General features: G+C 72.6%; 19 protein-coding genes. 14 read left to right on the top strand and 5 right to left on the bottom strand.

The window, feature by feature from the left end; translation table 11 throughout:
* From ACFWVV_RS33245 to ACFWVV_RS33195, 11 genes are all read left to right on the top strand, one after another.
* A partial coding sequence (locus tag ACFWVV_RS33245; protein WP_384422875.1) for an amino acid adenylation domain-containing protein occupies nt 1–2782 on the top strand: 2782 nt, incomplete at its 5' end.
* A 31-nt stretch (nt 2783–2813) separates the two neighbouring features.
* A complete protein-coding gene (cysC, locus tag ACFWVV_RS33240) occupies nt 2814–3407 on the top strand; it encodes an adenylyl-sulfate kinase (protein ID WP_384356940.1) in 594 nt (197 codons plus the stop codon).
* A complete protein-coding gene (gene cysD, locus ACFWVV_RS33235) occupies nt 3374–4318 on the top strand; it encodes a sulfate adenylyltransferase subunit CysD (protein ID WP_384356938.1) in 945 nt (314 codons plus the stop codon). The genes cysC and cysD overlap by 34 nt, the downstream gene beginning before the upstream one ends.
* Entirely contained in the window at nt 4318–5628 is a 1311-nt protein-coding gene (locus tag ACFWVV_RS33230) for a sulfate adenylyltransferase subunit 1 (protein WP_384356936.1), read from the top strand. Before cysD ends, ACFWVV_RS33230 begins: the two co-directional genes overlap by 1 nt.
* A gap of 135 nt (nt 5629–5763) precedes the next feature.
* A complete protein-coding gene (locus ACFWVV_RS33225) occupies nt 5764–6642 on the top strand; it encodes a HipA family kinase (protein WP_384356934.1) in 879 nt (292 codons plus the stop codon).
* Complete coding sequence (locus ACFWVV_RS33220; protein ID WP_384356932.1) at nt 6639–7046, top strand: DUF3037 domain-containing protein; 408 nt, start codon at nt 6639–6641, stop codon at nt 7044–7046. Before ACFWVV_RS33225 ends, ACFWVV_RS33220 begins: the two co-directional genes overlap by 4 nt.
* Nucleotides 7047–7257: 211 nt before the next feature.
* Nucleotides 7258–8019, top strand: a complete 762-nt coding sequence (gene fabG / locus ACFWVV_RS33215; RefSeq protein WP_384356930.1) for a 3-oxoacyl-ACP reductase FabG — start codon at nt 7258–7260, stop codon at nt 8017–8019.
* A 46-nt stretch (nt 8020–8065) separates the two neighbouring features.
* The gene (locus tag ACFWVV_RS33210) at nt 8066–8827 is read left to right on the top strand and encodes an SDR family oxidoreductase (protein WP_384356928.1); all 762 of its coding nucleotides are present in this window, start codon (nt 8066–8068) and stop codon (nt 8825–8827) included.
* A 111-nt stretch (nt 8828–8938) separates the two neighbouring features.
* The gene (locus tag ACFWVV_RS33205) at nt 8939–10525 is read left to right on the top strand and encodes an ABC transporter substrate-binding protein (protein WP_384356951.1); all 1587 of its coding nucleotides are present in this window, start codon (nt 8939–8941) and stop codon (nt 10523–10525) included.
* A 112-nt stretch (nt 10526–10637) separates the two neighbouring features.
* Complete coding sequence (locus ACFWVV_RS33200) at nt 10638–11321, top strand: uracil-DNA glycosylase (RefSeq protein WP_384356926.1); 684 nt, start codon at nt 10638–10640, stop codon at nt 11319–11321.
* Between the two features lie 140 nt (nt 11322–11461).
* Nucleotides 11462–11866, top strand: a complete 405-nt coding sequence (locus ACFWVV_RS33195; RefSeq protein WP_384356949.1) for a hypothetical protein — start codon at nt 11462–11464, stop codon at nt 11864–11866.
* 63 nt (nt 11867–11929) lie between these two features.
* On the opposite strand, the gene ACFWVV_RS33190 is transcribed toward ACFWVV_RS33195, so the two are convergent.
* Nucleotides 11930–12397, bottom strand: coding sequence for a hypothetical protein (locus ACFWVV_RS33190; protein ID WP_384356924.1), 468 nt, complete (start codon nt 12395–12397; stop codon nt 11930–11932).
* A 282-nt stretch (nt 12398–12679) separates the two neighbouring features.
* Here ACFWVV_RS33190 and ACFWVV_RS33185 point away from each other — a divergent pair, with 282 nt between their 5' ends.
* Complete coding sequence (locus tag ACFWVV_RS33185) at nt 12680–13585, top strand: Gfo/Idh/MocA family protein (protein WP_384356922.1); 906 nt, start codon at nt 12680–12682, stop codon at nt 13583–13585.
* Here ACFWVV_RS33185 and lnt read toward each other — a convergent pair.
* From lnt to ACFWVV_RS33165, 4 genes are all read right to left on the bottom strand, one after another.
* Nucleotides 13509–15137, bottom strand: coding sequence for an apolipoprotein N-acyltransferase (gene lnt, locus ACFWVV_RS33180; protein WP_384356920.1), 1629 nt, complete (start codon nt 15135–15137; stop codon nt 13509–13511). The two genes, ACFWVV_RS33185 and lnt, sit on opposite strands and share 77 nt — an antisense overlap.
* A 329-nt stretch (nt 15138–15466) precedes the next feature.
* Nucleotides 15467–15964, bottom strand: a complete 498-nt coding sequence (locus ACFWVV_RS33175) for a nuclear transport factor 2 family protein (RefSeq protein ID WP_384356918.1) — start codon at nt 15962–15964, stop codon at nt 15467–15469.
* Nucleotides 15965–16046: 82 nt separating this feature from the next.
* Nucleotides 16047–16922 (bottom strand): undecaprenyl-diphosphate phosphatase, encoded by an 876-nt coding sequence (locus tag ACFWVV_RS33170; RefSeq protein WP_384356916.1) that lies wholly within the window; start codon nt 16920–16922, stop codon nt 16047–16049.
* Nucleotides 16923–17249: 327 nt separating this feature from the next.
* Nucleotides 17250–18095: a TVP38/TMEM64 family protein gene (locus tag ACFWVV_RS33165; RefSeq protein ID WP_384356914.1), complete on the bottom strand. Its 846-nt coding sequence runs from the start codon at nt 18093–18095 to the stop codon at nt 17250–17252.
* A gap of 194 nt (nt 18096–18289) precedes the next feature.
* Between ACFWVV_RS33165 and ACFWVV_RS33160 the strand changes: the two genes are divergently transcribed.
* Together ACFWVV_RS33160 and tuf are read left to right on the top strand one after the other, a co-directional pair.
* A complete protein-coding gene (locus ACFWVV_RS33160) occupies nt 18290–18460 on the top strand; it encodes a hypothetical protein (protein ID WP_384356912.1) in 171 nt (56 codons plus the stop codon).
* Nucleotides 18461–18571: 111 nt separating this feature from the next.
* Complete coding sequence (tuf, locus tag ACFWVV_RS33155) at nt 18572–19756, top strand: elongation factor Tu (RefSeq protein ID WP_384356909.1); 1185 nt, start codon at nt 18572–18574, stop codon at nt 19754–19756.
* Nucleotides 19757–19894: the final 138 nt, after the last annotated feature.

Here is a 19894-nt window from a genome sequence, read left to right as displayed (position 1 = left end):
TGTCGAGGTGGTACGGACCGAGGACCTGGCCGAGGAGCTGGCGGCTCTGCCCGTGACCCGCCCGGCTGTTCCCGTAGACCCGCAGAACCCCGCGTACGTGCTGTACACCTCCGGCTCCACCGGCCGGCCCAAGGGAGCCGCCAACTCCCACCACGCCATCACCAACCGGCTCCTGTGGATGCAGGACCGCTACCGCCTCGACAGCTCCGACCGTGTCCTGCACAAGACACCCATCGGCTTCGACGTGTCCGTCTGGGAGCTCACCTGGGCCCTGCTGGCCGGCGCCCGGATCGTCATGGCCGACCCGGGCGGCCAGCGCGACCCCGGCTACCTGGCCCGGGCCGCCGCCGCGGCCTCCGTCACCACCACCCACTTCGTCCCGTCCATGCTCAAGGTGTTCCTCGACACCGCCCTGGCCACCGCGGCGGCAGGAGACACCGAAGGGAGCCCGCTGCCCGCGCTGCGCCGCGTCGTGTGCAGCGGCGAGGAACTCACCTCCGAGGTCTGCGCCACCTTCCACCGGCTGTTCCCGCACGCCGAACTGCACAACCTGTACGGGCCCACCGAGGCCTCCATCGACGTCACCGCCCACCACGTGAGCAGTCCCGTACCGGGGGGCCGGGTGCCGATCGGCACCCCGATCACCGGTGCACGGATCCACGTGCTGGATGCGGGGCTGCGGGTGCAGCCGGTGGGTGTGCCCGGTGAGCTGTGCATCGGCGGGGTGCCGCTGGCGCGGGGGTATCACGGGCGTCCGGGGCTGACGGCGGACCGGTTCGTGCCGGATCCGTTCACGGCGGGCGGCCGTCTGTACCGGACGGGTGACCTGGTGCGGTGGCGGGCGGAGGGGACGGTGGAGTACCTGGGGCGTCTCGATCACCAGATCAAGATCCGTGGTCAGCGGATCGAGCCCGCCGAGATCGAGACCGCGCTCGTCGGCCACCCCGCGGTGGACCAGGCCCTGGTCACCGCCGTGCCCGACACGGACGGCGCCCCCCAACTCGTCGCCTACCTCACCAAGTCGACGGGCGACGCCCACACCGCGGGCGGACACGAGACCCAGGTCGACCGGTGGAGCGAGGTCTTCGACCAGATCTACCAGGCCGGTGAACAGCAGACCGCCGACCCGACCTTCGACATCTCGGGCTGGATCAGCTCCTACACCGGCGAGCCGCTCCGCGCCGACGAAATGCGTTCCTGGGTGGACTCCGTCGTCGGCCGGGTCCTGGCCCTGCCGCACCGCCGGGTCCTGGAGATCGGCTGCGGCACCGGCCTGCTGATGTTCCCGATCGCCGCGCACGCCGAGTACTACTGCGGCATCGACGTGTCCGAGGTCGCCATCCGCGACCTGGAGGCCAAACTGCCGCTGCTGCCCGAGGGCGCGGGGAAGGTCGAACTGCTCCGGCGGTCCGCCGAGGACTTCGACGGGGTCGCCGACGACAGCTTCGACATCGTGCTGATCAACTCGGTGGCCCAGTACTTCCCGACCGCCGACTACCTGGCCGAGGTGCTCACCAAGGCCCTGCGCGTGGTCCGCCCCGGCGGCGCCGTGATCGTCGGCGACGTACGCAACCAGGCCCTGCTCGAAACCTTCCACGCCTCCCTCCAGCGCGCCGACGACCAGGACCTCCCCGAGGGACCCGAGTTCGACCGGGCCGTCGCCGACCGGGTGGGCCGGGACGCCGAACTGTGCGTCGACCCGGGATTCTTCACCGCACTGGCCGGCGACCGGCCCGAGATCGCAGGCGTCTCCCTGCTCGCCAAGCGCGGCAGCCACCGCAACGAGCTGGTCAAGTACCGCTACGACGCCATCCTGCACCTCACCGGGGCCGAACCGGCGACCGGCACCGGCGGACCGCTGGACGAGGACGGGCCGACGGCCGGAGAAGGCAAACCGCTGGAGGAGTGGCCCCTGGCACCCGTCACCGAGCTGGTGGGCCGGCTGCGCGCCGAGCAGCCCACCAGCGTGCTCGTCGCCGCCGTGACCGACGCCAGGCTCGCCGCCGACCTGCCCGGCCAGGACGGCACGGACGCCCTCGACCCGCACGAACTGGCCGAGCGGGTGGCGGAACTGGGCTACCAGGTGGTCCCCGCCCTGCACCCCGAGCGGCCCGGCCGCCTCGACGTGCTGATCACCCGGTCGGCCGCCCGCGCCCTGCGCCCCGTGCGCGAGCTCGCCATGACCGCGCCCGACCGCGGCTGGGGCGCCTACTCCAACGACCCGCTGGAGACGGTCTGGCGCAGCGCCCTGGTGCCCGAACTCCGCGCCCACCTGAACGACCGGCTCCCCGAGTCCATGATCCCGCGGCACTTCCTCGTCCTGGACGCCTGGCCGCTGAGCGCGAACGGCAAGCTCGACCGCAAGGCACTGCCCGCACCCAGCACCGGGCGCGACGCGGCGGCCACCGTCTACGTCGCCCCGCGCACCCCGACCGAGCGGGCCATCGCCACCGTCTGGTCGGACGTGCTCGGCGTGGCCAGGGTCGGCGCCCTCGACAACTTCTTCGACCTGGGTGGCCACTCGCTGCTCGCCACCCGCGTCGCCGCCCGCATCGGCGACGCCTGCGCCACCGAGATCCGGCTCGGCGCCTTCTTCCAGCACCCCACCGTGGCCGGCCTGGCCGTCCACATCGACGAGGAGACGGCCAAGCAGGTCAGCCGCACCCCGCTCCGCCGGGCCGACCGGAGCCGCCACCGCGCGCCCCGGCCCGCCCCGAGCGCACCCGCACCCGCGAGCGCGTCCCCCACTCCCGCATCCGTTCCCGCAGGGACCCGGGCCTGAGAACCAGGCCGAGCCCGTCAGGAGAGTGACCATGACAGTGACCCAGGAGCATCCGCCGTCCGCCCCCGCGGCCCCGCCCTGCCCGAGCTGCACCTGCGGTGCGACCGTATGGCTGACCGGCCTGCCCAGCTCCGGCAAGAGCACCATCGCCGGACTGCTCGCCGAGCGGCTGCGCGCCGCGGGCCGCCGGGTGGAGGTGCTCGACGGGGACGAGATCCGCCGGTTCCTCTCGGCCGGGCTCGGCTTCTCACGGGAGGACCGTGACATCAACGTCCAGCGCATCGGCCTCGTCGCCGACGTGCTCTCCGCCAACGGAGTCATCACGCTCGTCCCGGTGATCGCGCCGTACGAGGACAGCCGCGAGGCCGTGCGGGCGCGCCACGCCGCCCGCGGTACCGCCTACCTGGAGGTTCATGTCGCCACCCCGGTCGAGGTGTGCTCGGAACGCGACGTGAAGGGGCTGTACGCGCAGCAGGCCGCCGGTGAGATCTCCGGCCTGACCGGCGTCGACGACCCCTACGAGCAGCCGGCCCGGCCGGACCTGCGCCTTCAGACCCACCACCAGAGCAGCCACGAATCCGCGGACGCGGTATGGGCGCTGCTGTCCGAAAGGGGACTGCTGTGACCACCGCCGTCCGGCTCGCGCCGCTGACGCACCTGGACGTCCTCGAATCCGAGGCCGTGCACATCTTCCGCGAGGTGGCGGGCGAGTTCGAGAGGCCCGTGCTGCTGTTCTCCGGCGGCAAGGACTCCATCGTCATGCTGCACCTCGCCCGCAAGGCCTTCGCCCCGGCCCCGGTGCCCTTCGTCCTGCTGCACGTGGACACCGGCCACAACTTCCCCGAGGTGCTCGACCACCGCGACCGGACCGTGACCCGCTCCGGGCTCCGGCTGCACATCGCCTCCGTCCAGGAGTACATCGACAACGGGCGGCTGCGCGAGCGCCCCGACGGCACCCGCAACCCGCTCCAGACGGTGCCGCTGACGGAAGCGATCCAGCGGCTCAAGTTCGACGCCGTCTTCGGCGGCGGCCGCCGCGACGAGGAGAAGGCCCGCGCCAAGGAACGCGTCTTCTCCCTGCGCGACGAGTTCTCCCAGTGGGATCCGCGCCGCCAGCGCCCCGAGCTGTGGCAGCTCTACAACGGCCGCCACGCCCCCGGCGAGCACGTCCGGGTGTTCCCGCTGTCCAACTGGACCGAACTCGACGTGTGGCAGTACATCGCCCGCGAGGACATCGAACTGCCCGGGATCTACTTCGCCCACGAGCGGGAGGTGTTCCGGCGCGCCGGCATGTGGCTGACCGCGGGCGACTGGGGCGGCCCGGCCGAGGGGGAGCGCACCGAGCGGCGGCTGATCCGCTACCGCACCGTCGGCGACATGTCCTGCACCGGTGCCGTCGACTCCGACGCCACCACGCTGGAGGCCGTGATCGCCGAGATCACGGCCTCCAGGCTCACCGAGCGGGGCGCGACCCGCGCCGACGACAAGATGTCCGAGGCCGCGATGGAAGACCGCAAACGCGAAGGGTACTTCTAATGACGATCCTCGATTCCCTCGACGCCGCACCAGCCGTCGAGGAGGCCGTGGACACCCTGCGCCTGGCCACCGCCGGCTCCGTCGACGACGGCAAGTCCACCCTGGTCGGACGGCTGCTGCACGACTCCAAGTCGATCCTGACCGACCAGCTGGAGGCCGTCGCGCACGCCTCGCGCAACCGCGGGCAGGACACCCCCGACCTGGCACTGCTCACCGACGGACTGCGGGCCGAACGCGAGCAGGGCATCACCATCGATGTCGCCTACCGCTACTTCGCGACCGCCCGCCGCCGGTTCATCCTCGCCGACACCCCCGGCCATGTGCAGTACACCCGCAACATGGTCACCGGGGCCTCGACGGCGGAACTCGCGATCATCCTGGTCGACGCCCGCAACGGGGTGGTCGAGCAGACCCGCCGGCACGCCGCCGTCGCCGCCCTGCTGCGCGTCCCGCAGGTGGTGCTGGCCGTCAACAAGATGGACCTGGTGGGCTACGCGGAGGCCGCGTACGCCGCCATCGCCGACGAGTTCGCCGCGTACGCCTCCTCCCTCCAGATCCCCGCGGTCACCCCCATCCCGGTCTCCGCGCTGCTCGGCGACAACGTGGTGGAGCCCTCCGCACACATGGACTGGTACGTGGGCCCCACCGTCCTGGAACACCTGGAGACCGTCCCGGCCGGCCGGGACACCGCCGAGGCGCCGGCCCGCTTCCCTGTGCAGTACGTGATCCGTCCGCAGACCGCCGCGCATCCCGACTACCGGGGGTACGCGGGCCAGTTCGTGGCCGGCACGCTCAGCGTGGGCGAGCAGGTCACCGTCCTGCCGTCCGGGCTGACCAGCACCATCGCCGGCATCGACGTACTGGGCGAGCGCAGCGACACCGCCCGCGCCCCGCAGTCGGTGACGCTGCTGCTGGAGGACGACCTCGACATCTCCCGGGGCGATCTCATCGCCCCGACCGCGAGCGCCCCGGCCACCACCCGGGACGTGGTGGCCACGGTCTGCCACGTGGCGGACCAGCCGCTGACCGTCGGCGCCCGCGTCCTGCTCAAGCACACCACCCGCACGGTGCAGGCCGTCGTGCGGGACATTCCCTCCCGCCTCACGCTCGACGACCTCACCCAGCATCCGGACCCCGGACAGCTGGTGGCGAACGACATCGGCCGGGTCCTGCTGCGCACGGCCGAGCCACTGGCCCTGGACCCGTACAGCGTCTCCCGGCTCACCGGCTCCTTCCTGCTGATCGAACCCTCCGACGGCACCACCCTCGCCGCCGGCATGGCAGAGCGGAACCCGGGCGCCACCGGCTGACCCGGCGGCACACACGAAGGGCCCGCCGGATTCCCGGCGGGCCCTTCGTGCCGCGCGGAGCCGGGACACCGCGAGGGAGGCCCCCCCGGAGGGTTCCGTGGATGTCCAGGATGCGACGCCGTATAACCTGAGAAAATGCTGACCGAAGTCACAGCGACCCGCTACGTCACGCCCCTGCGTGAGGGCGGCTCGCTCCCGGGACTCGTCGAGGCCGACGATCTCGGTACGTACGTCATGAAGTTCACCGGCGCCGGGCAGGGGCGCAAGACCCTGGTCGCCGAGGTCGTCTGCGGTGAGCTGGGGCGCCGGCTCGGACTGCGGGTGCCGCGGCTGGTCGCGATGGAGCTCGACCCCGTCATCGGGCTCGGCGAGCCCGACCAGGAGGTGCAGGAGCTGCTGCGGGCCAGCGGCGGGCTGAACCTCGGGATGGACTTCCTGCCGGGGTCGCTCGGCTTTGACCCCCTCGCCTACGAGGTGAGCCCCGCCGAGGCGGGCCGGGTCGTCTGGTTCGACGCGCTCATCAACAACGTCGACCGGTCCTGGCGCAACCCCAACATGATGGTCTGGCACGGCGACCTGTGGCTCATCGACCACGGCGCCACCATGATCTGGCAGCACAACTGGCCGACCGCGCAGGCCGCGGCCGCCAAGCCCTACAACGCGTCCGACCACGCGCTGGCCCGCTTCGGACCGGACATCGCGGCCGCCGCGCGCGACCTGGCCCCCCTGGTCACCGAGGAACTGCTCACCGAGGTCGCCGCCCAGGTGCCCGACGTGTGGCTGGCCGACGAGCCCGGCTTCGAGAGCCCCGACGCGCTGCGCCGTGCGTACGTCGGCGCGCTGCTGCCGCGCGCCGCCGCCATCCATGAGCGGATCACCCTCTCGGCGCCGACCAAGGACCGCCCCTCGCAGGCGCCGGGCTGGCTGACCGAACACCTGAAGCCCTGGCCGCACCCCACCAGGCAGCAGTCCGCACAGGCACAGCGGGTTCCGCAGGACGGCGGCGGCAAGTGAACGAGCAGCGCAACGACAACGCCGCCCAGCGGCACGTCTTCGAGTACGCCCTGGTGCGCGTGGTGCCGCGGGTGGAGCGCGGCGAGATGTTCAACGCCGGAGTGATGGTCTACTGCCGGGCGAAGTCGTACGCGGCCGCCCTCACGCACCTCGACGAACGCAAGCTCCTCGCGCTGGACCCGCAGGCCGACGTGACCGGTGTGCGGGCCGCACTGGGCGCCGTCGAAGGGGTCTGCGGCGGCGGTGACCCGGCCGGGCAGGCGGCGGGCGACGACCCCGGACGGCGGTTCCGCTGGCTGAGTGCCCCGCGCTCCGCCGTCGTACAGCCGGGGCCCGTGCACACCGGGCTGACCGCCGACCCGGCGGCCGAACTGGAACGGCTGTTCGAGGTTCTGGTGCGCTGAGTCCGCCGTTCACTGCGCGCGGGGTGTGCGGCCGCCGACCGCACCCGCGCGGGTGTGCGGCCGCCCTCGGCGCGCGGACGAGGTGTGATCTTCGCCGGGGTCCGGAGTGACCGTTGACACCGGGTGCCAGGGCTTCTAGCGTCTCGTCTGCTGGGCCTACTAAGCGGTTGCTCAGCGGTCGAGCGGTCCCCCATCGCAAGGAGAACCCAGGATGTCCACCACCGAGCAGCGCGTAGCGATCGTCACCGGGGCGGCACGCGGTATCGGCGCCGCCACCGCCGTCAGGCTCGCGGCCGAGGGCCGTGCCGTCGCCGTGCTCGACCTCGACGAGGCGGCCTGCAAGGACACCGTCGAGAAGATCACCGCCGCGGGCGGCCGGGCCGTCGCCATCGGCTGCGACGTGTCGAACGAGGAGCAGGTCGCCGCGGCCGTCGCCCGCGTGGCCGCCGAGCTGGGAGCCCCGACGGTCCTGGTGAACAACGCGGGCGTGCTGCGCGACAACCTGCTCTTCAAGATGAGCGAACTGGACTGGGACACCGTCATGGGCGTCCACCTCAAGGGCGCGTTCCTGATGTCCCGCGCCTGCCAGAGCCACATGGTGGACGCCAAGTTCGGCCGTATCGTCAACCTGTCGTCCAGCTCGGCGCTCGGCAACCGCGGCCAGGCCAACTACGCCACCGCCAAGGCCGGCCTGCAGGGCTTCACCAAGACCCTCGCCAAGGAGCTCGGCAAGTTCGGCGTCACCGCCAACGCGGTGGCCCCGGGCTTCGTCGTCACCGAGATGACCGCCCAGACCGCCGCGCGCGTCGGCATGGACTTCGAGGAGTTCCAGGCCGCCGCCGCCACCCAGATCCCGGTCCAGCGCGTCGGCCGCCCCGAGGACATCGCCCACGCCATCGCCTTCTTCACCGGTGACGCGGCGGGCTTCGTCTCCGGCCAGGTCATGTACGTCGCGGGCGGCCCGCTCAACTGACGCCCCCCGTCAGCCCACGGACGCAACTCAGTAAGGGACTCCACACATGGCGGAAGAAGTGCAGGACAGCGGCAGGGTCGCGCTGATCACCGGCGCCAGCCGGGGCATCGGCTACGGGATCGCCGAGGCGTTCGTCGCCCGCGGCGACCGGGTGTGCATCACCGGCCGCAACGAGGACGCCCTCAAGGAAGCGGTCGGGACGCTCGGCGCGGACCGGGTGATCGGCGTCGCGGGCAAGGCGCACGACGAGGCACACCAGGCCGTCGCCGTCGAGCGCACCATGGAGGCCTTCGGCCGGGTCGACTTCCTGGTCAACAACGCCGGCACCAACCCGGTGTTCGGTCCGATGGCCGAGATGGACCTGAATGTCGCCCGCAAGGTCTTCGAGACCAATGTGATCTCGGCGCTCGGCTTCGCCCAGCAGACCTGGAAGGCCTGGCAGCGCGAGAACGGCGGTGCGATCGTGAACATCGCCTCGGTGGCCGGGGTCTCGGCCTCGCCGTTCATCGGGGCGTACGGCATGAGCAAGGCCGCCATGGTCAACCTCACGCTGCAGCTGGCGCACGAGTTCGCGCCGGTGGTACGGGTCAACGCGATCGCCCCCGCCGTCGTGAAGACCAAGTTCGCCCAGGCACTGTACGAGGGCCGGGAGGCGGAGGCCGCCGCCGCGTACCCGCTGGGCAGGCTCGGCGTGCCGGCGGACATCGGCGGGGCGGCCGCGTTCCTCACCTCCGCCCAGTCCGACTGGGTCACGGGACAGACACTCGTGGTCGACGGAGGCATCTTCCTCAACGCAGGTGTCGGCTGACGGAATTGACCATTCCGACATAGTGAACGGCTCGCTGGACGGCCCTCTCGTCCCGGCGGGCCGTTGCGGTATGGTCTGCCGACCCAAGGCCGACCGAGGAGCGTGCACGTGTTGTACCGGGCCAGGAGACTGCGGACTGCCGCAGCCCTCACGTCCATATCCCTGCTGGCTGGTTGCGGGGTGCTGAGCGAGGACAGTGCCGACACCGAGCAGAAGATCACCGTCGGCACGACGAGCAAGCCGAGCGGACTCGACCCCGCCGGATCCTGGGACGGCTCCTGGGAGCTGTACCGCAACGTCTTCCAGACCCTGCTGAGCTATCCGACCGGAAGCTCCGCCCCCACCCCGGACGCCGCGAAGGTGTGCGCCTTCACCGACACCTCGCACCGGGTGTACACCTGTGACCTCCAGCCGGGACTGACCTTCTCCGACGGCGCCAAGCTGGACGCGGCGGCCGTCAAGTACTCGATCGACCGGATCGTCACGATCAACGCCGAGGGCGGCCCCCGGGGGCTCCTCTCCAGTCTGCAGAAGATCGAGACGCCGGAGCCCACCAAGGTCGTCTTCCGCCTCAACAAGCCCGACGCCACCTTCCCGTTCGTCCTCGCGACACCGGGCATGTCGCTGGTGAGCCCGGCCGCCTACCCGGCCGACCGGCTCCGCAGCGGCGACTCGCTGACCGGCTCCGGCCCGTACACCCTCCAGGCCTACCGCCCCAAGGGCGCGGACTCCGGGGCCGACCTGATCAGCAACAGCAGCTACCGGGGCTTCGCCGACCGGAAGAACAAGGCCGTCACCATCCGCTACTTCGACGACTCGGCGAAGATGGTCAACGAGCTCAAGAACAAGCGGATCGATGCGACCTTCCGCGGACTGACCGCTGAGCAGGTCGTCGGCCTCCAGCAGCAGTCGTCGGGCCCCGTCACGGTGACCGAGTCGCCCGGTTCGGAGATCCACTACCTGGTCTTCAACCCCAAGGACCCCCAGTCCGCCAAGCCGGCCGTCCGGCGGGCCGTCGCGCAGCTGGTGGACCGCCCCGCCCTCGTCGACAAGGTCTACAAGGGCACCGCCGAGCCGCTGTACTCGATGGTGCCGAGCGGCGTCGCCGGCCACACCACCGACTTCTTCGACACCTACGGCGAACCGGACGCGCAGGCGGCGAAGCGCACCCTGCGGGCGGCGGGCATCACCCGGCCCGTACCGCTGACGCTCTGGTACCCCACCGACCGCTACGGCTCCGCGACCGCCCTGGAATTCGCCGAGCTGAAGCGGCAGCTGGAGGCGTCCGGGCTGTTCACGATCACCGTCCGGGGCCGCGCCTGGAAGGAGTTCCAGGGCGGTGTGCAGAAGGGCGAGTACCCGGTCTTCGGCCGGGGCTGGGCGCCGGACTACCCGGACCCGGACAGCTTCGTGTCGCCCTTCGTGGGAGAGCGCAACGCCATCTCCACGCCGTACGTCGTCCCGGAGATCACCGAGGACCTGCTGCCGAAGTCGCGCCGCGAAGTGAAGCGTGAGCGCTCCGTGCCGTACTTCGTGCGGGCCCAGGAGGTCCTGATGCGGGACGTCCGGCTGCTGCCGCTGTGGCAGGGCAAGATGTACGTCGCCGCGTCGGAGGAGATCGGCGGCACCGAACGGGCCCTGGACCCGCAGACGGTGATGCAGGTGTGGGAGCTGTTCCGCAAGACCAGCTGGGACTAGGGGAGCGGGGCACGGGGCGAGCGGGGGCCGGCCCGGCTCCCGGGCGGCGTTGTCAGTGGCGGCCGGTAGGTTCTTGGCACAGAGAACAGATCGTTTACCGGAGGTTGTTGACGTGACCGACACCCAGATGCTGCCCGAGTCCTGGCGCGGGGTCCTCGGCGGGGAACTGCACAAGCCCTACTTCAAGGAGCTCGTGGAGTTCGTCGAGGACGAGCGGGCGAAGGGGCCGGTCCACCCGCCGCGCGAGGACGTCTTCGCCGCCCTCGCCGCGACCCCGTACGACCGGGTGAAGGTCCTGGTGCTCGGCCAGGACCCCTACCACGGCGAAGGCCAGGGCCACGGCCTGTGCTTCTCGGTGCGGCCCGGCGTCAGGACCCCGCCGTCGCTGCGCAACATCTACAAGGAGATGCACGCCGAGCTGGGCACCCCGATCCCCGACAACGGCTATCTGATGCCGTGGGCCGAACAGGGCGTGCTGCTGCTCAACGCGGTGCTCACGGTGCGCGGCGGAGAGGCCAACTCGCACAAGGGCAAGGGCTGGGAGAAGTTCACCGACGCGGTGATCCGCGCGGTGGCCGAGCGCCCGGACCCCGCGGTCTTCGTCCTGTGGGGGAACTACGCCCAGAAGAAGCTGCCGCTGATCGACACCGGCAAGCACGCCGTGGTGAAGGGTGCGCACCCCTCGCCGCTGTCCGCGAAGAAGTGGTTCGGCTCCCGGCCCTTCACGCAGATCAACGAGGCGGTCGCCGCCCAGGGCCACGAGGCGATCGACTGGACCATCCCGGACCTGGGCTGAGCCTGAGCGCCCCGGCCGCGTCCTGCCGCTAGCTTTCCGTTGTGTCGGGTACGCCGTGCCCGCCGACGGGCGCGGCGGTGTCGTACGGGTGCAGCGGAGGCGCAGCGGTGCAGCAGCAGGGGGCGTCCCAGGACGCCGTGATGATCAGGATCGGGCAGACGGCGATGCTGCTGCACGCCGGCGACCGCCAGGAGGCGCGCAGCAGGTTCGGTGCGCTCTGGGAGGAGATCGGCGCCCAGGGGGACGCCAGGCACCGGTGCCTGCTGGCGCACTACATGGCCGACGCGCAGGACGCCGCGCGGGACGAACTGCTGTGGGACCTGCGGGCATGGGAGGCGGCCGACGGCACGCCGGAGCTGCGCGGGTTCTACCCGTCGCTGCACCTCGGGCTCGCCGCCGACTACGCGAAGCTCGGCCGCCCCGAGGCGGCCCGCGGCCATCTGGAGCGGGCGCGGTCCGCCTGCGACGCGCTGGCCGACGACAGTTTCGGACACCGGGTGCGGGCGGCCATTGGACAGCTGGAGCAGCGGCTCACGGGGAGGTGACGCCGTCGGACCCCGCCTCCCCTGGGCCCCCGGCCAGCCCCCGCCCCCGGGGCGCGCCCCCGGTCAGCCCCCGTAGGTGTCCCGGCAGATGCGGGCCTGGGGGCTGTTCGACTGCCAGCCGCCGTAGCCGGTGCCGAGCGCGCAGACATCGGCGCCCGTGACGGGGATCTTCGGCAGTGCGGGCAGCGGACCGGCCTGCTGCCGCGGTGGCCTGCGGCGGGGCTCGGCCTGCTGCGGGGCCTCGCGACGGCGGGGCGGGTCCGCCCGCTGCGGCGGCGGGGGAGCGGCGGGACGGGCCTCCTCCGGCCGTGCCTTCCGCGGTTCCTTCGGGGGTGCCGCGGCAGGCCGCCGGGGTGCGGGCGCCTGCTCGGCGGGCAGCAGAGCCGCCTCCAGGACCTCGTGCACGGGTGCCTCGACGACGAGCTCGGGCGGGCCGCCCTGTCCGGCCGGGCGGGGCGGCGGGGCGACGGCCGGGGGCCGGGGCGAGGACGACTGCGGGCCCGCGGCGGGAGCGCCGGGGCCGGTGGCCATACATCCGGAGACGGCCGTCACGGCCATCCCCACCAGGAGCGTCGCTGCGGTTCTCGTCACGGTTCTTGTTCGGTGCACCCGCGCAACTCTGCTGACCACGAGCGCGATTCGGAAAGCCGGGAGCCCGAATTTGCTCCGCACGAGTGACGCGGCCGCCGCGTGCTTACGCCCGCCCGCCGTGGTCCCCGGGGGCGGCCGACCGCCTTCCGGAGCGCACGTATGCTGCCTGCAAGGCCCCCCACCAGGGGTGACGGGCGCACAGCGAGAGAAAGCAGGACCCCCGTGAAGGTCGGCGTCATCGGTCTCGGAGACATCGCGCAGAAGGCGTACCTGCCGGTGCTCGCCACCCTGCCGGAAACGGAGCTGCACCTCCAGACGCGTACCCCCGCCACCCTGGCGCGGGTCGCCGGAGCGCACCGGGTCCCGGCCGGACAGGCCCACACGGACCTCGACGCCCTGCTCGCCCAGGGCCTGGACGCGGCCTTCGTGCACGCCTCCACGGTCGCCCACCCGCAGATCGTCACCCGGCTGCTGGAAGCGGGCGTTCCCACCTACGTCGACAAGCCGCTCGCCTACGAACTGGACGACTCGATACGGCTGGTGGAGCTCGCCGAGGAACGCGGCGTCGGCCTCGCCGTCGGCTTCAACCGCCGGCTCGCCCCCGGCTACGCCCAGTGCGCCGAGCACCCGCGCGACCTGATCCTGATGCAGAAGAACCGCGTCGGCCTGCCGGCGGACGCCCGCACCTTCGTTCTCGACGACTTCATCCACGTCGTGGACACCCTGCGCTTCCTGGCCCCCCGCGAGATCGACCACGTCGACATCCGCTCCCGCACGGTCGGCGGCCTGCTGCACCACGTGGTGCTCCAGCTCTCCGGCGAAGGATTCACCGCGATCGGCACCATGAACCGGATGAGCGGCTCCACCGAGGAGATCCTCGAAGTCTCCGGCCGCGACACCAAACGGCAGGTCCTCAACCTCGCCGAGGTCATCGACCACAAGGGCCAGCCGAGCGTCCGCCGCCGCGGCGACTGGGTGCCCGTCGCCCGCCAGCGCGGCATCGAGCAGGCCGTCACCGGCTTCCTGGACGCCGTACGGGCCGCAAAGCCGCTCAGCGCCCGGGACGCACTGGCGACCCATGAGCTCTGTGAGCGAGTGGTACGGACGGTCCGCGAGCAGGCCTCCTGAGGCTGCGCACGCCCTCCGCGGCGAGCAGCAGCGCGAGGACCGCCATCGCCGAATGGACCGCCCAGTCGCCGTACCGCGTGTACGGGGTCCGGCCGTGCGCCAGCGGTACGTCGTACACGGCGGCGGCGCTCTGCCCGGTGCCCAGCGGCTCGCCGACGCGCGCGCCGTCGGGCCCGTACACGGTGCTCACCCCGGTGAGCGTGGCGTGGACCATGGGCCGGCCGTTCTCCGCGGCCCGCAGCGCGGCGAGCGAGGCATGCTGCTGAGGCGCCCAGCTCTGCTGGAACGTCGAGGTCGCGGACTGCGCGATCAGCAGCTGCGCCCCCTCCCGCACCAGACGCCGGCTCATGTCGGGGAACGCCGACTCGAAACAGACCAGCGGGCCCAGCCGCAGTCCGTTCGGCAGCGGCATCACCACCGTGCGGGTGCCGCGCATCCGGTCCTCGCCCGCCGCCCTGCCCACCGAGGTCGCCCAGCCGAGCAGGGCACGTGCCGGGACGTACTCGCCGAAGGGGACCAGCCGCCGCTTGTCGTAGCGCTCCCCGGTCGGACCCCGCGGCCCCACCAGCACCGAGGACTTGAAGATGCCGGGCCGGTCGGAGCGCCGGGCATCCACATTGACCAGGACGTCCGCGCCGACCAGCCGGGACAGTGCGGCGATCCGGCGGGCCACGTCCGGGCGGGACAGCAGGTCCGCGCCGACACTGCTCTCGCCCCACACCACCAGGTCGACGCGCTGCCCGGCCAGAGTGCGGGTCAGCTCCTCCTCGCGGGCGAGCCGTTGCCCGGTGGAGCCGGCGCCGTCGAACACCCCGGGCTGTACGACGGCGACGCGCGCGGTGTGCGCGGGGGCGGGACGCGGGGCCCACAGCGCGGCGGACCCGGCCGCCACGGCGCAGGCGAGGAGCGCGGCGACGCCGGCGGTGCGGGCGTGCGGCAGCGTCAGCAGGACGACGACAGCCGTGTTCACCGCGACGACCAGCAGTGTCACCAGCCACACCCCGCCGAGCGAGGCCAGCCGCAGCGCCGCGGTGACGTCCCACTGGGAGGAGCCGAGCAGCCCCCACGGACCGCCCAGCCCCTCCCAGGAGCGGGCCAGCTCGACCATCAGCCAGCCCGAAGGCAGCACCGCGACGGCGGCCAGCGCCCGCCGTACGGTCACAGGCCTGCCGAGCAGGAGCCGCACCAGCCATCCCCACGGCAGCCACAACAGCCCCAGCAACGCCGCCAGCACCACGGTGAACACATGCAGACTCGGCACCAGCCAGTGGTGGACGGCCAGGACGAAGCCGGTCCCGCCGAGCCATCCGTCCACCGCGGCACGCCGTCCGGTCGGCGCCGAGCGTGCCAGCAGCATCCAGGGCACCAGGGCCACGTACGCGAACCACCACAGGCCGGGGGCCGGGAAGGCGAGCGCGGGCAGCGCCCCGGCGAGGACCGCGGCCGCGCCCCGCCCGCCGCGGGAGGCGAGGACGTCCCGCCGTCCGCCCGGCGCGGGCCCGGCCCGCCGGGGCGGGCGCTCCGCCCCGCCGGATCCCCAGCGCTTCGGCATCCGCGCCTCCTCACCACCGGAGTGTTGCCCCCAGTGTGGGGGAGGCGGGCGGCGGGGGACAGTGGGCGTCGGCCGGTGCGGCGGGCGCTCGGGGGACGGTGGTGCCGGCCGGGCGCCGGCGGGCGGCCGGGGCACGTCGGGCGGGGGCCGGTGGCGGTGGGCGGGGGGCAGGGGGCCTCAGCCGGTACCGGTGGGCGGTCGGGGGAGCGTTGGCGTCAGCCGGTGTTGGTGGGCGGCCGGGGACAGGGGGGCCTCAGCCGCTGGCGGTGGGCGGCCGGGCGAGCGGTGGCCTCAACCCGTGCCGGAGGGTGGCCGGGCGCGCCGTGGCGTCAGCCGGTGGCGGTGGGCGTGGCGGGGCCGAGGTCCGCCCGTCGCCACTTCTCCTGGACGGTGACCCGCTGCACCTGCCAGGCGGTGCCCTCGGTGCGCCGCAGGGCGAAGGTGTAGCGGCCGCCGGTCACGAAGTTGGGCTCCGGGGACGCGTCCGCCCCCGGTGTCCTCTCGTACCGCATCGGATTGAGGTAGTCCGCCTGGACCTCGGCACTGTCGCCCGTGTATCCGCCGAGCTCCTCCAGCCGCAACAGGCGGTTGACGATCAGGTGCTGACGGACGGGGAACCGCCGCAGCATCTCCTCCAGCCACCCGGCCACCTCCGCGGCGGGACCCTCGATGCCGCCGGCCGAGCGGTAGTCCGCCCGCCCGTCCGGGGTGAACAGGTCCTGGTAGGCCGTCCAGTCGGCGTCGTCGACGGCCACCGCGTACCCGGTGATCACCGCATCGATGGCCAGCCGGTCCATTACGGTCGCGAGCTCCACACGCTGGGTCATCGGCACAGTCTCGGGCAGCGGGGGCGCACAGCCAAGGGCCTGCGGGACCCGGGTGTGCGCGGCGCGGGGCCGCGCGCGGGGGTCAGCCCGCCGATTCGCCCGCGTGCGGGCTCAGCACGTCCGTGCCCACCAGCACGAACAGCACGATGCCGAGGGCGATCCGGTAGTAGACGAACGGCAGGAAGCTGCGCGTCGAGATGTAGCGCATGAACCAGGCGATCACCGCGTAGCCGACCGCGAAGGCGATCAGCGTGGCGAGGACGGTGGGGCCCCACGAGACGTGCCCCTCGTTGACGTCCTTCAGCTCGTACAGTCCGGACGCGAGCACGGCAGGGATGGCCAGCAGGAAGGAGTAACGCGCCGCCGACTCACGGGTGTAGCCCATCAGGAGGCCGCCGCTGATGGTCGCGCCGGAGCGGGAGACACCGGGGATCAGGGCCAGGGCCTGACAGCAGCCGTAGATGAGACCGTCCTTGACGTTCAGGTCCTTCAGGGTCTTGCGGTGGTTGCCCGCGGTGTGGCGGCCGGTGTCGGCCTCGGCGCGCGCGGCCAGCCGGTCGGCGATGCCCAGCACGACGCCCATCACGATGAGGGTGGTGGCGATCAGGCGCAGATCACGGAAGGGGCCCTCGATCTGGTCCTTGAGCGTGACGCCCAGCACGCCGATCGGGATCGAGCCGACGATCACCAGCCAGCCCATCTGGGCGTCGTGGTCGCCGCGCATCGACTTGTCGCGCAGCGAGCGGAACCAGGCGGAGAGGATGGTTCCGATGTCCTTGCGGAAGTAGATGAGCACGGCCGTCTCGGTGCCGATCTGGGTGATCGCGGTGAACGCCGCACCCGGGTCCTGCCAGCCGGCGAAGGCCGCGGTCAGCCGCAGGTGCGCGCTGGAGGAGATCGGCAGGAACTCGGTCAGGCCCTGAACCAGCCCGAGGATGATGGATTCGAACCAGCTCATGAAGGGTGGCGCCGTCCCGGATCTGGGGTGCAGCCGGACGCGACCATGCGACAGCTGTGCACCGTGCGGAGGGTGGGGTGAGTGGTGCGCAGCGTACCCGCGGAAGATGGACGGAGGGTGATCGCCGGGCGACAGGCGCGGCTCCGTGTCGGAGCCGGATGTTCATCCGGTCCGGGATGCGGGGGTGCACCCGCTCCCCGCGCGGGCTGGATGTTCATCCGGTCCGGGATACGGGTGTGCACCCGCTCCCCGCGCGGCGGGTGCGGGAGGGGCTGCGCGCTCCGTATGCGCCGACGGGTGAGCGGGGGTACTCGGTGGGCGGCCCGGTCAGTTCTTCGAGAGGGACAGCGTCGGAGTCTCCGTCTCCGCGGGCGCGTCCTGCACACCCTCCCGCTGCCGGAGCCTGCCGAGGGAGTGGCGCTTGCGCCAGGCCACCACCACCCCGCACACGCTGGACACCACGATGAACCCCATGGAGATCAGGAAAGCCGGGGACAGCGGGGAGGAGGCCTCGCTGCCCGCTATGACGTAGGCGAGCGTGTTGGGGACCGAGCCGAGGCCGGTCGCCGCGAGGAACGACACGTACCGCATGCGCGAGACCGCCGCGCAGTAGTTCGCAGCCGCGAACGGAACCCCGGGAAACAGCCGGATCGCCAGCATCGACCGGAAACCGTGCCTGCTCAGCACCCCGTCGGCGGCCAGCAGCACCCGCCCCCTCAGCATCGGACGCAGCGCGTCCTGGCCGAGCAGCCGGCCCAGCGCGAAGGAGATGCCGGCGCCCAGGACCGTACCGCCGATGGACGTGGTGAGCCCCAGTGCGGTGCCGAAGAGGGCGCCCGCCGCCAGGTTGAGGATCGGCCGGGGCACGAAGGCCACGGTGCACAGCCCGTACGCGACCCCGAACAGCACCGCCGCACCCGCGCCGCCGAGCTGCGGCGGCCAGCCGTCGGCGAGCATCTGCTGCGGCTCGTACCAGAGGACCGCCGCGGCCGCCGAGGCGAGCACGACCAGAAGCAGGGCCAGCCGGAACCACGGCGACAGGAGAACGCGGGCGCAGCGGGCACCGCGCCCCTGGGGGCGCCGCCCGTCGGGCCGCCCCGGGTGCTCGTCGGGACGGCGGTCCTCGTGCGGTGCGTCCGTGCGGACCGTGGTCCGGGTGCCTGGGTCGAACATCCCGGGAGCGTAGCCGACATACGTGTGTGATCGCCGTAATGTCCACCTCATCGGGCCTTCCGGCGGGACCGTTCCCCGCCGCGCGCCGGCGGAACCGGGCCGCGCCGCCAGTGGTCGTCGGGCAGCGGGCCGGGTGCCACGCTCCGGCCGAAAACCATTCGACCGGGGCCGGGCAACAGGGCAGGATCGGGCGCATGTTCCGGTACGCCTTCCCCGCAGAGCCGTCCGCAGTCGCGGACGCGCCGAAGGCTGCCGTCATCGCACTCCACCCCGCACTCGCCGCGGACCTCTCCGCGGCAGTCGCACCCGTCACGGTCGCACCTGCCGCACCTGCCGCAGCGCCCCTCGACGGCGCCCGAAGCTGACCCTCCTCGGATCGCGTCCGACGGACCCCGGAAGGGGAGGGTCGGCCGGGCCCCGGGGTCCCTCCACGCTTCGTGGATCTTCAGCTTCGTAGGAACAGGAATCGATTCGTCATGTCCAAGACGGCATTCGTCAGGACCAAGCCGCACCTCAACATCGGCACCATGGGCCACGTCGACCACGGCAAGACCACTCTCACCGCTGCCATCACCAAGGTCCTCGCCGAGCGCGGGACCGGCACTTTCGTCCCGTTCGACCGGATCGACCGTGCCCCGGAGGAGGCCGCGCGCGGCATCACCATCAACATCGCCCACGTCGAGTACGAGACCGACACCCGCCACTACGCCCATGTCGACATGCCGGGGCACGCCGACTACGTCAAGAACATGGTCACCGGCGCCGCCCAGCTCGACGGCGCGATCCTCGTCGTCTCGGCGCTCGACGGCATCATGCCGCAGACCGCCGAGCACGTCCTGCTGGCCCGTCAGGTCGGCGTCGACCACATCGTCGTCGCCCTCAACAAGGCCGACGCGGGCGACGACGAGCTGACCGACCTCGTGGAGCTGGAGGTCCGCGACCTGCTCTCCGCCCACGGCTACGGCGGCGACGCGGCGCCCGTCGTCCGGGTGTCGGGGCTGGGGGCCCTGGAGGGAGAGGCGCGCTGGGTCTCCGCGGTCGAGGCGCTGCTCGACGCCGTCGACACCTACGTGCCGATGCCCGAGCGGTACGTCGACGCACCGTTCCTGCTGCCGGTGGAGAACGTCCTCACCATCACCGGACGCGGCACCGTCGTCACCGGGGCGATCGAGCGCGGCACCGTGCGGGTCGGCGACCGGGTGGAGGTGCTGGGCGCGGACGGCGGCCCCCAGCCGACCACCGTCACCGGCCTGGAGACCTTCGGCAAGCCGATGGAGAGTGCCGAGGCCGGGGACAACGTCGCCCTGCTGCTGCGCGGCATGCCACGCGACGCGGTGCGCCGCGGCCACGTGGTCGCGGCGCCGGGCAGCGTCACGCCGGGCCGCCGCTTCCTGGCGCAGGTGTACGTCCTGTCGGCGCGCGAGGGCGGGCGGAGCACCCCTGTCGTGTCCGGCTACCGGCCGCAGTTCTACCTCAGGACCGGGGACGTCGTCGGTGACATCGACCTCTCCGGGGCGGGCGGCGTCGCCCGGCCCGGCGACACGGTCACCATGACCGTCGAGCTCGGCCGGGACACCCCGCTGGAGCCGGGTCTCGGCTTCGCGATCCGCGAGGGCGGGCGCACGGTCGGCGCGGGCACGATCACCGAACTGCTGCCGTAGGCAAGGCAGTTGCGTGGGGGGTTGACCCCCCGCGGGGGGGGGGGGGGGGAACAGACAGGGTCGGGGACCCCTCGGTGTGAGGGGGTAGGCCCCCCCCCCCAGATGAGTTGGTGTTATAAAAAATACAAGTTGATGGGT

This window comes from Streptomyces sp. NPDC058663 (assembly GCF_042716745.1).
Lineage (GTDB): Bacteria > Actinomycetota > Actinomycetes > Streptomycetales > Streptomycetaceae > Streptomyces.
This window is presented reverse-complemented; position numbering and strand designations above follow the sequence as displayed.

Bases quoted from the DNA above. Each gene is read 5' to 3' on its own strand.
- cysC (WP_384356940.1), top strand. From the start codon at position 2,814: ATGACAGTGACCCAGGAGCATCCGCCGTCCGCCCCCGCGGCCCCGCCC.
- cysD (WP_384356938.1), top strand. From the start codon at position 3,374: ATGGGCGCTGCTGTCCGAAAGGGGACTGCTGTGACCACCGCCGTCCGG.
- ACFWVV_RS33230 (WP_384356936.1), top strand. From the start codon at position 4,318: ATGACGATCCTCGATTCCCTCGACGCCGCACCAGCCGTCGAGGAGGCC.
- ACFWVV_RS33225 (WP_384356934.1), top strand. From the start codon at position 5,764: ATGCTGACCGAAGTCACAGCGACCCGCTACGTCACGCCCCTGCGTGAG.
- fabG (WP_384356930.1), top strand. From the start codon at position 7,258: ATGTCCACCACCGAGCAGCGCGTAGCGATCGTCACCGGGGCGGCACGC.
- ACFWVV_RS33210 (WP_384356928.1), top strand. From the start codon at position 8,066: ATGGCGGAAGAAGTGCAGGACAGCGGCAGGGTCGCGCTGATCACCGGC.
- ACFWVV_RS33195 (WP_384356949.1), top strand. From the start codon at position 11,462: ATGATCAGGATCGGGCAGACGGCGATGCTGCTGCACGCCGGCGACCGC.
- ACFWVV_RS33190 (WP_384356924.1), bottom strand. From the start codon at position 12,397: ATGGCCACCGGCCCCGGCGCTCCCGCCGCGGGCCCGCAGTCGTCCTCG.
- lnt (WP_384356920.1), bottom strand. From the start codon at position 15,137: ATGCCGAAGCGCTGGGGATCCGGCGGGGCGGAGCGCCCGCCCCGGCGG.
- ACFWVV_RS33175 (WP_384356918.1), bottom strand. From the start codon at position 15,964: ATGACCCAGCGTGTGGAGCTCGCGACCGTAATGGACCGGCTGGCCATC.
- ACFWVV_RS33170 (WP_384356916.1), bottom strand. From the start codon at position 16,922: ATGAGCTGGTTCGAATCCATCATCCTCGGGCTGGTTCAGGGCCTGACC.
- ACFWVV_RS33165 (WP_384356914.1), bottom strand. From the start codon at position 18,095: ATGTTCGACCCAGGCACCCGGACCACGGTCCGCACGGACGCACCGCAC.
- ACFWVV_RS33160 (WP_384356912.1), top strand. From the start codon at position 18,290: ATGTTCCGGTACGCCTTCCCCGCAGAGCCGTCCGCAGTCGCGGACGCG.
- tuf (WP_384356909.1), top strand. From the start codon at position 18,572: ATGTCCAAGACGGCATTCGTCAGGACCAAGCCGCACCTCAACATCGGC.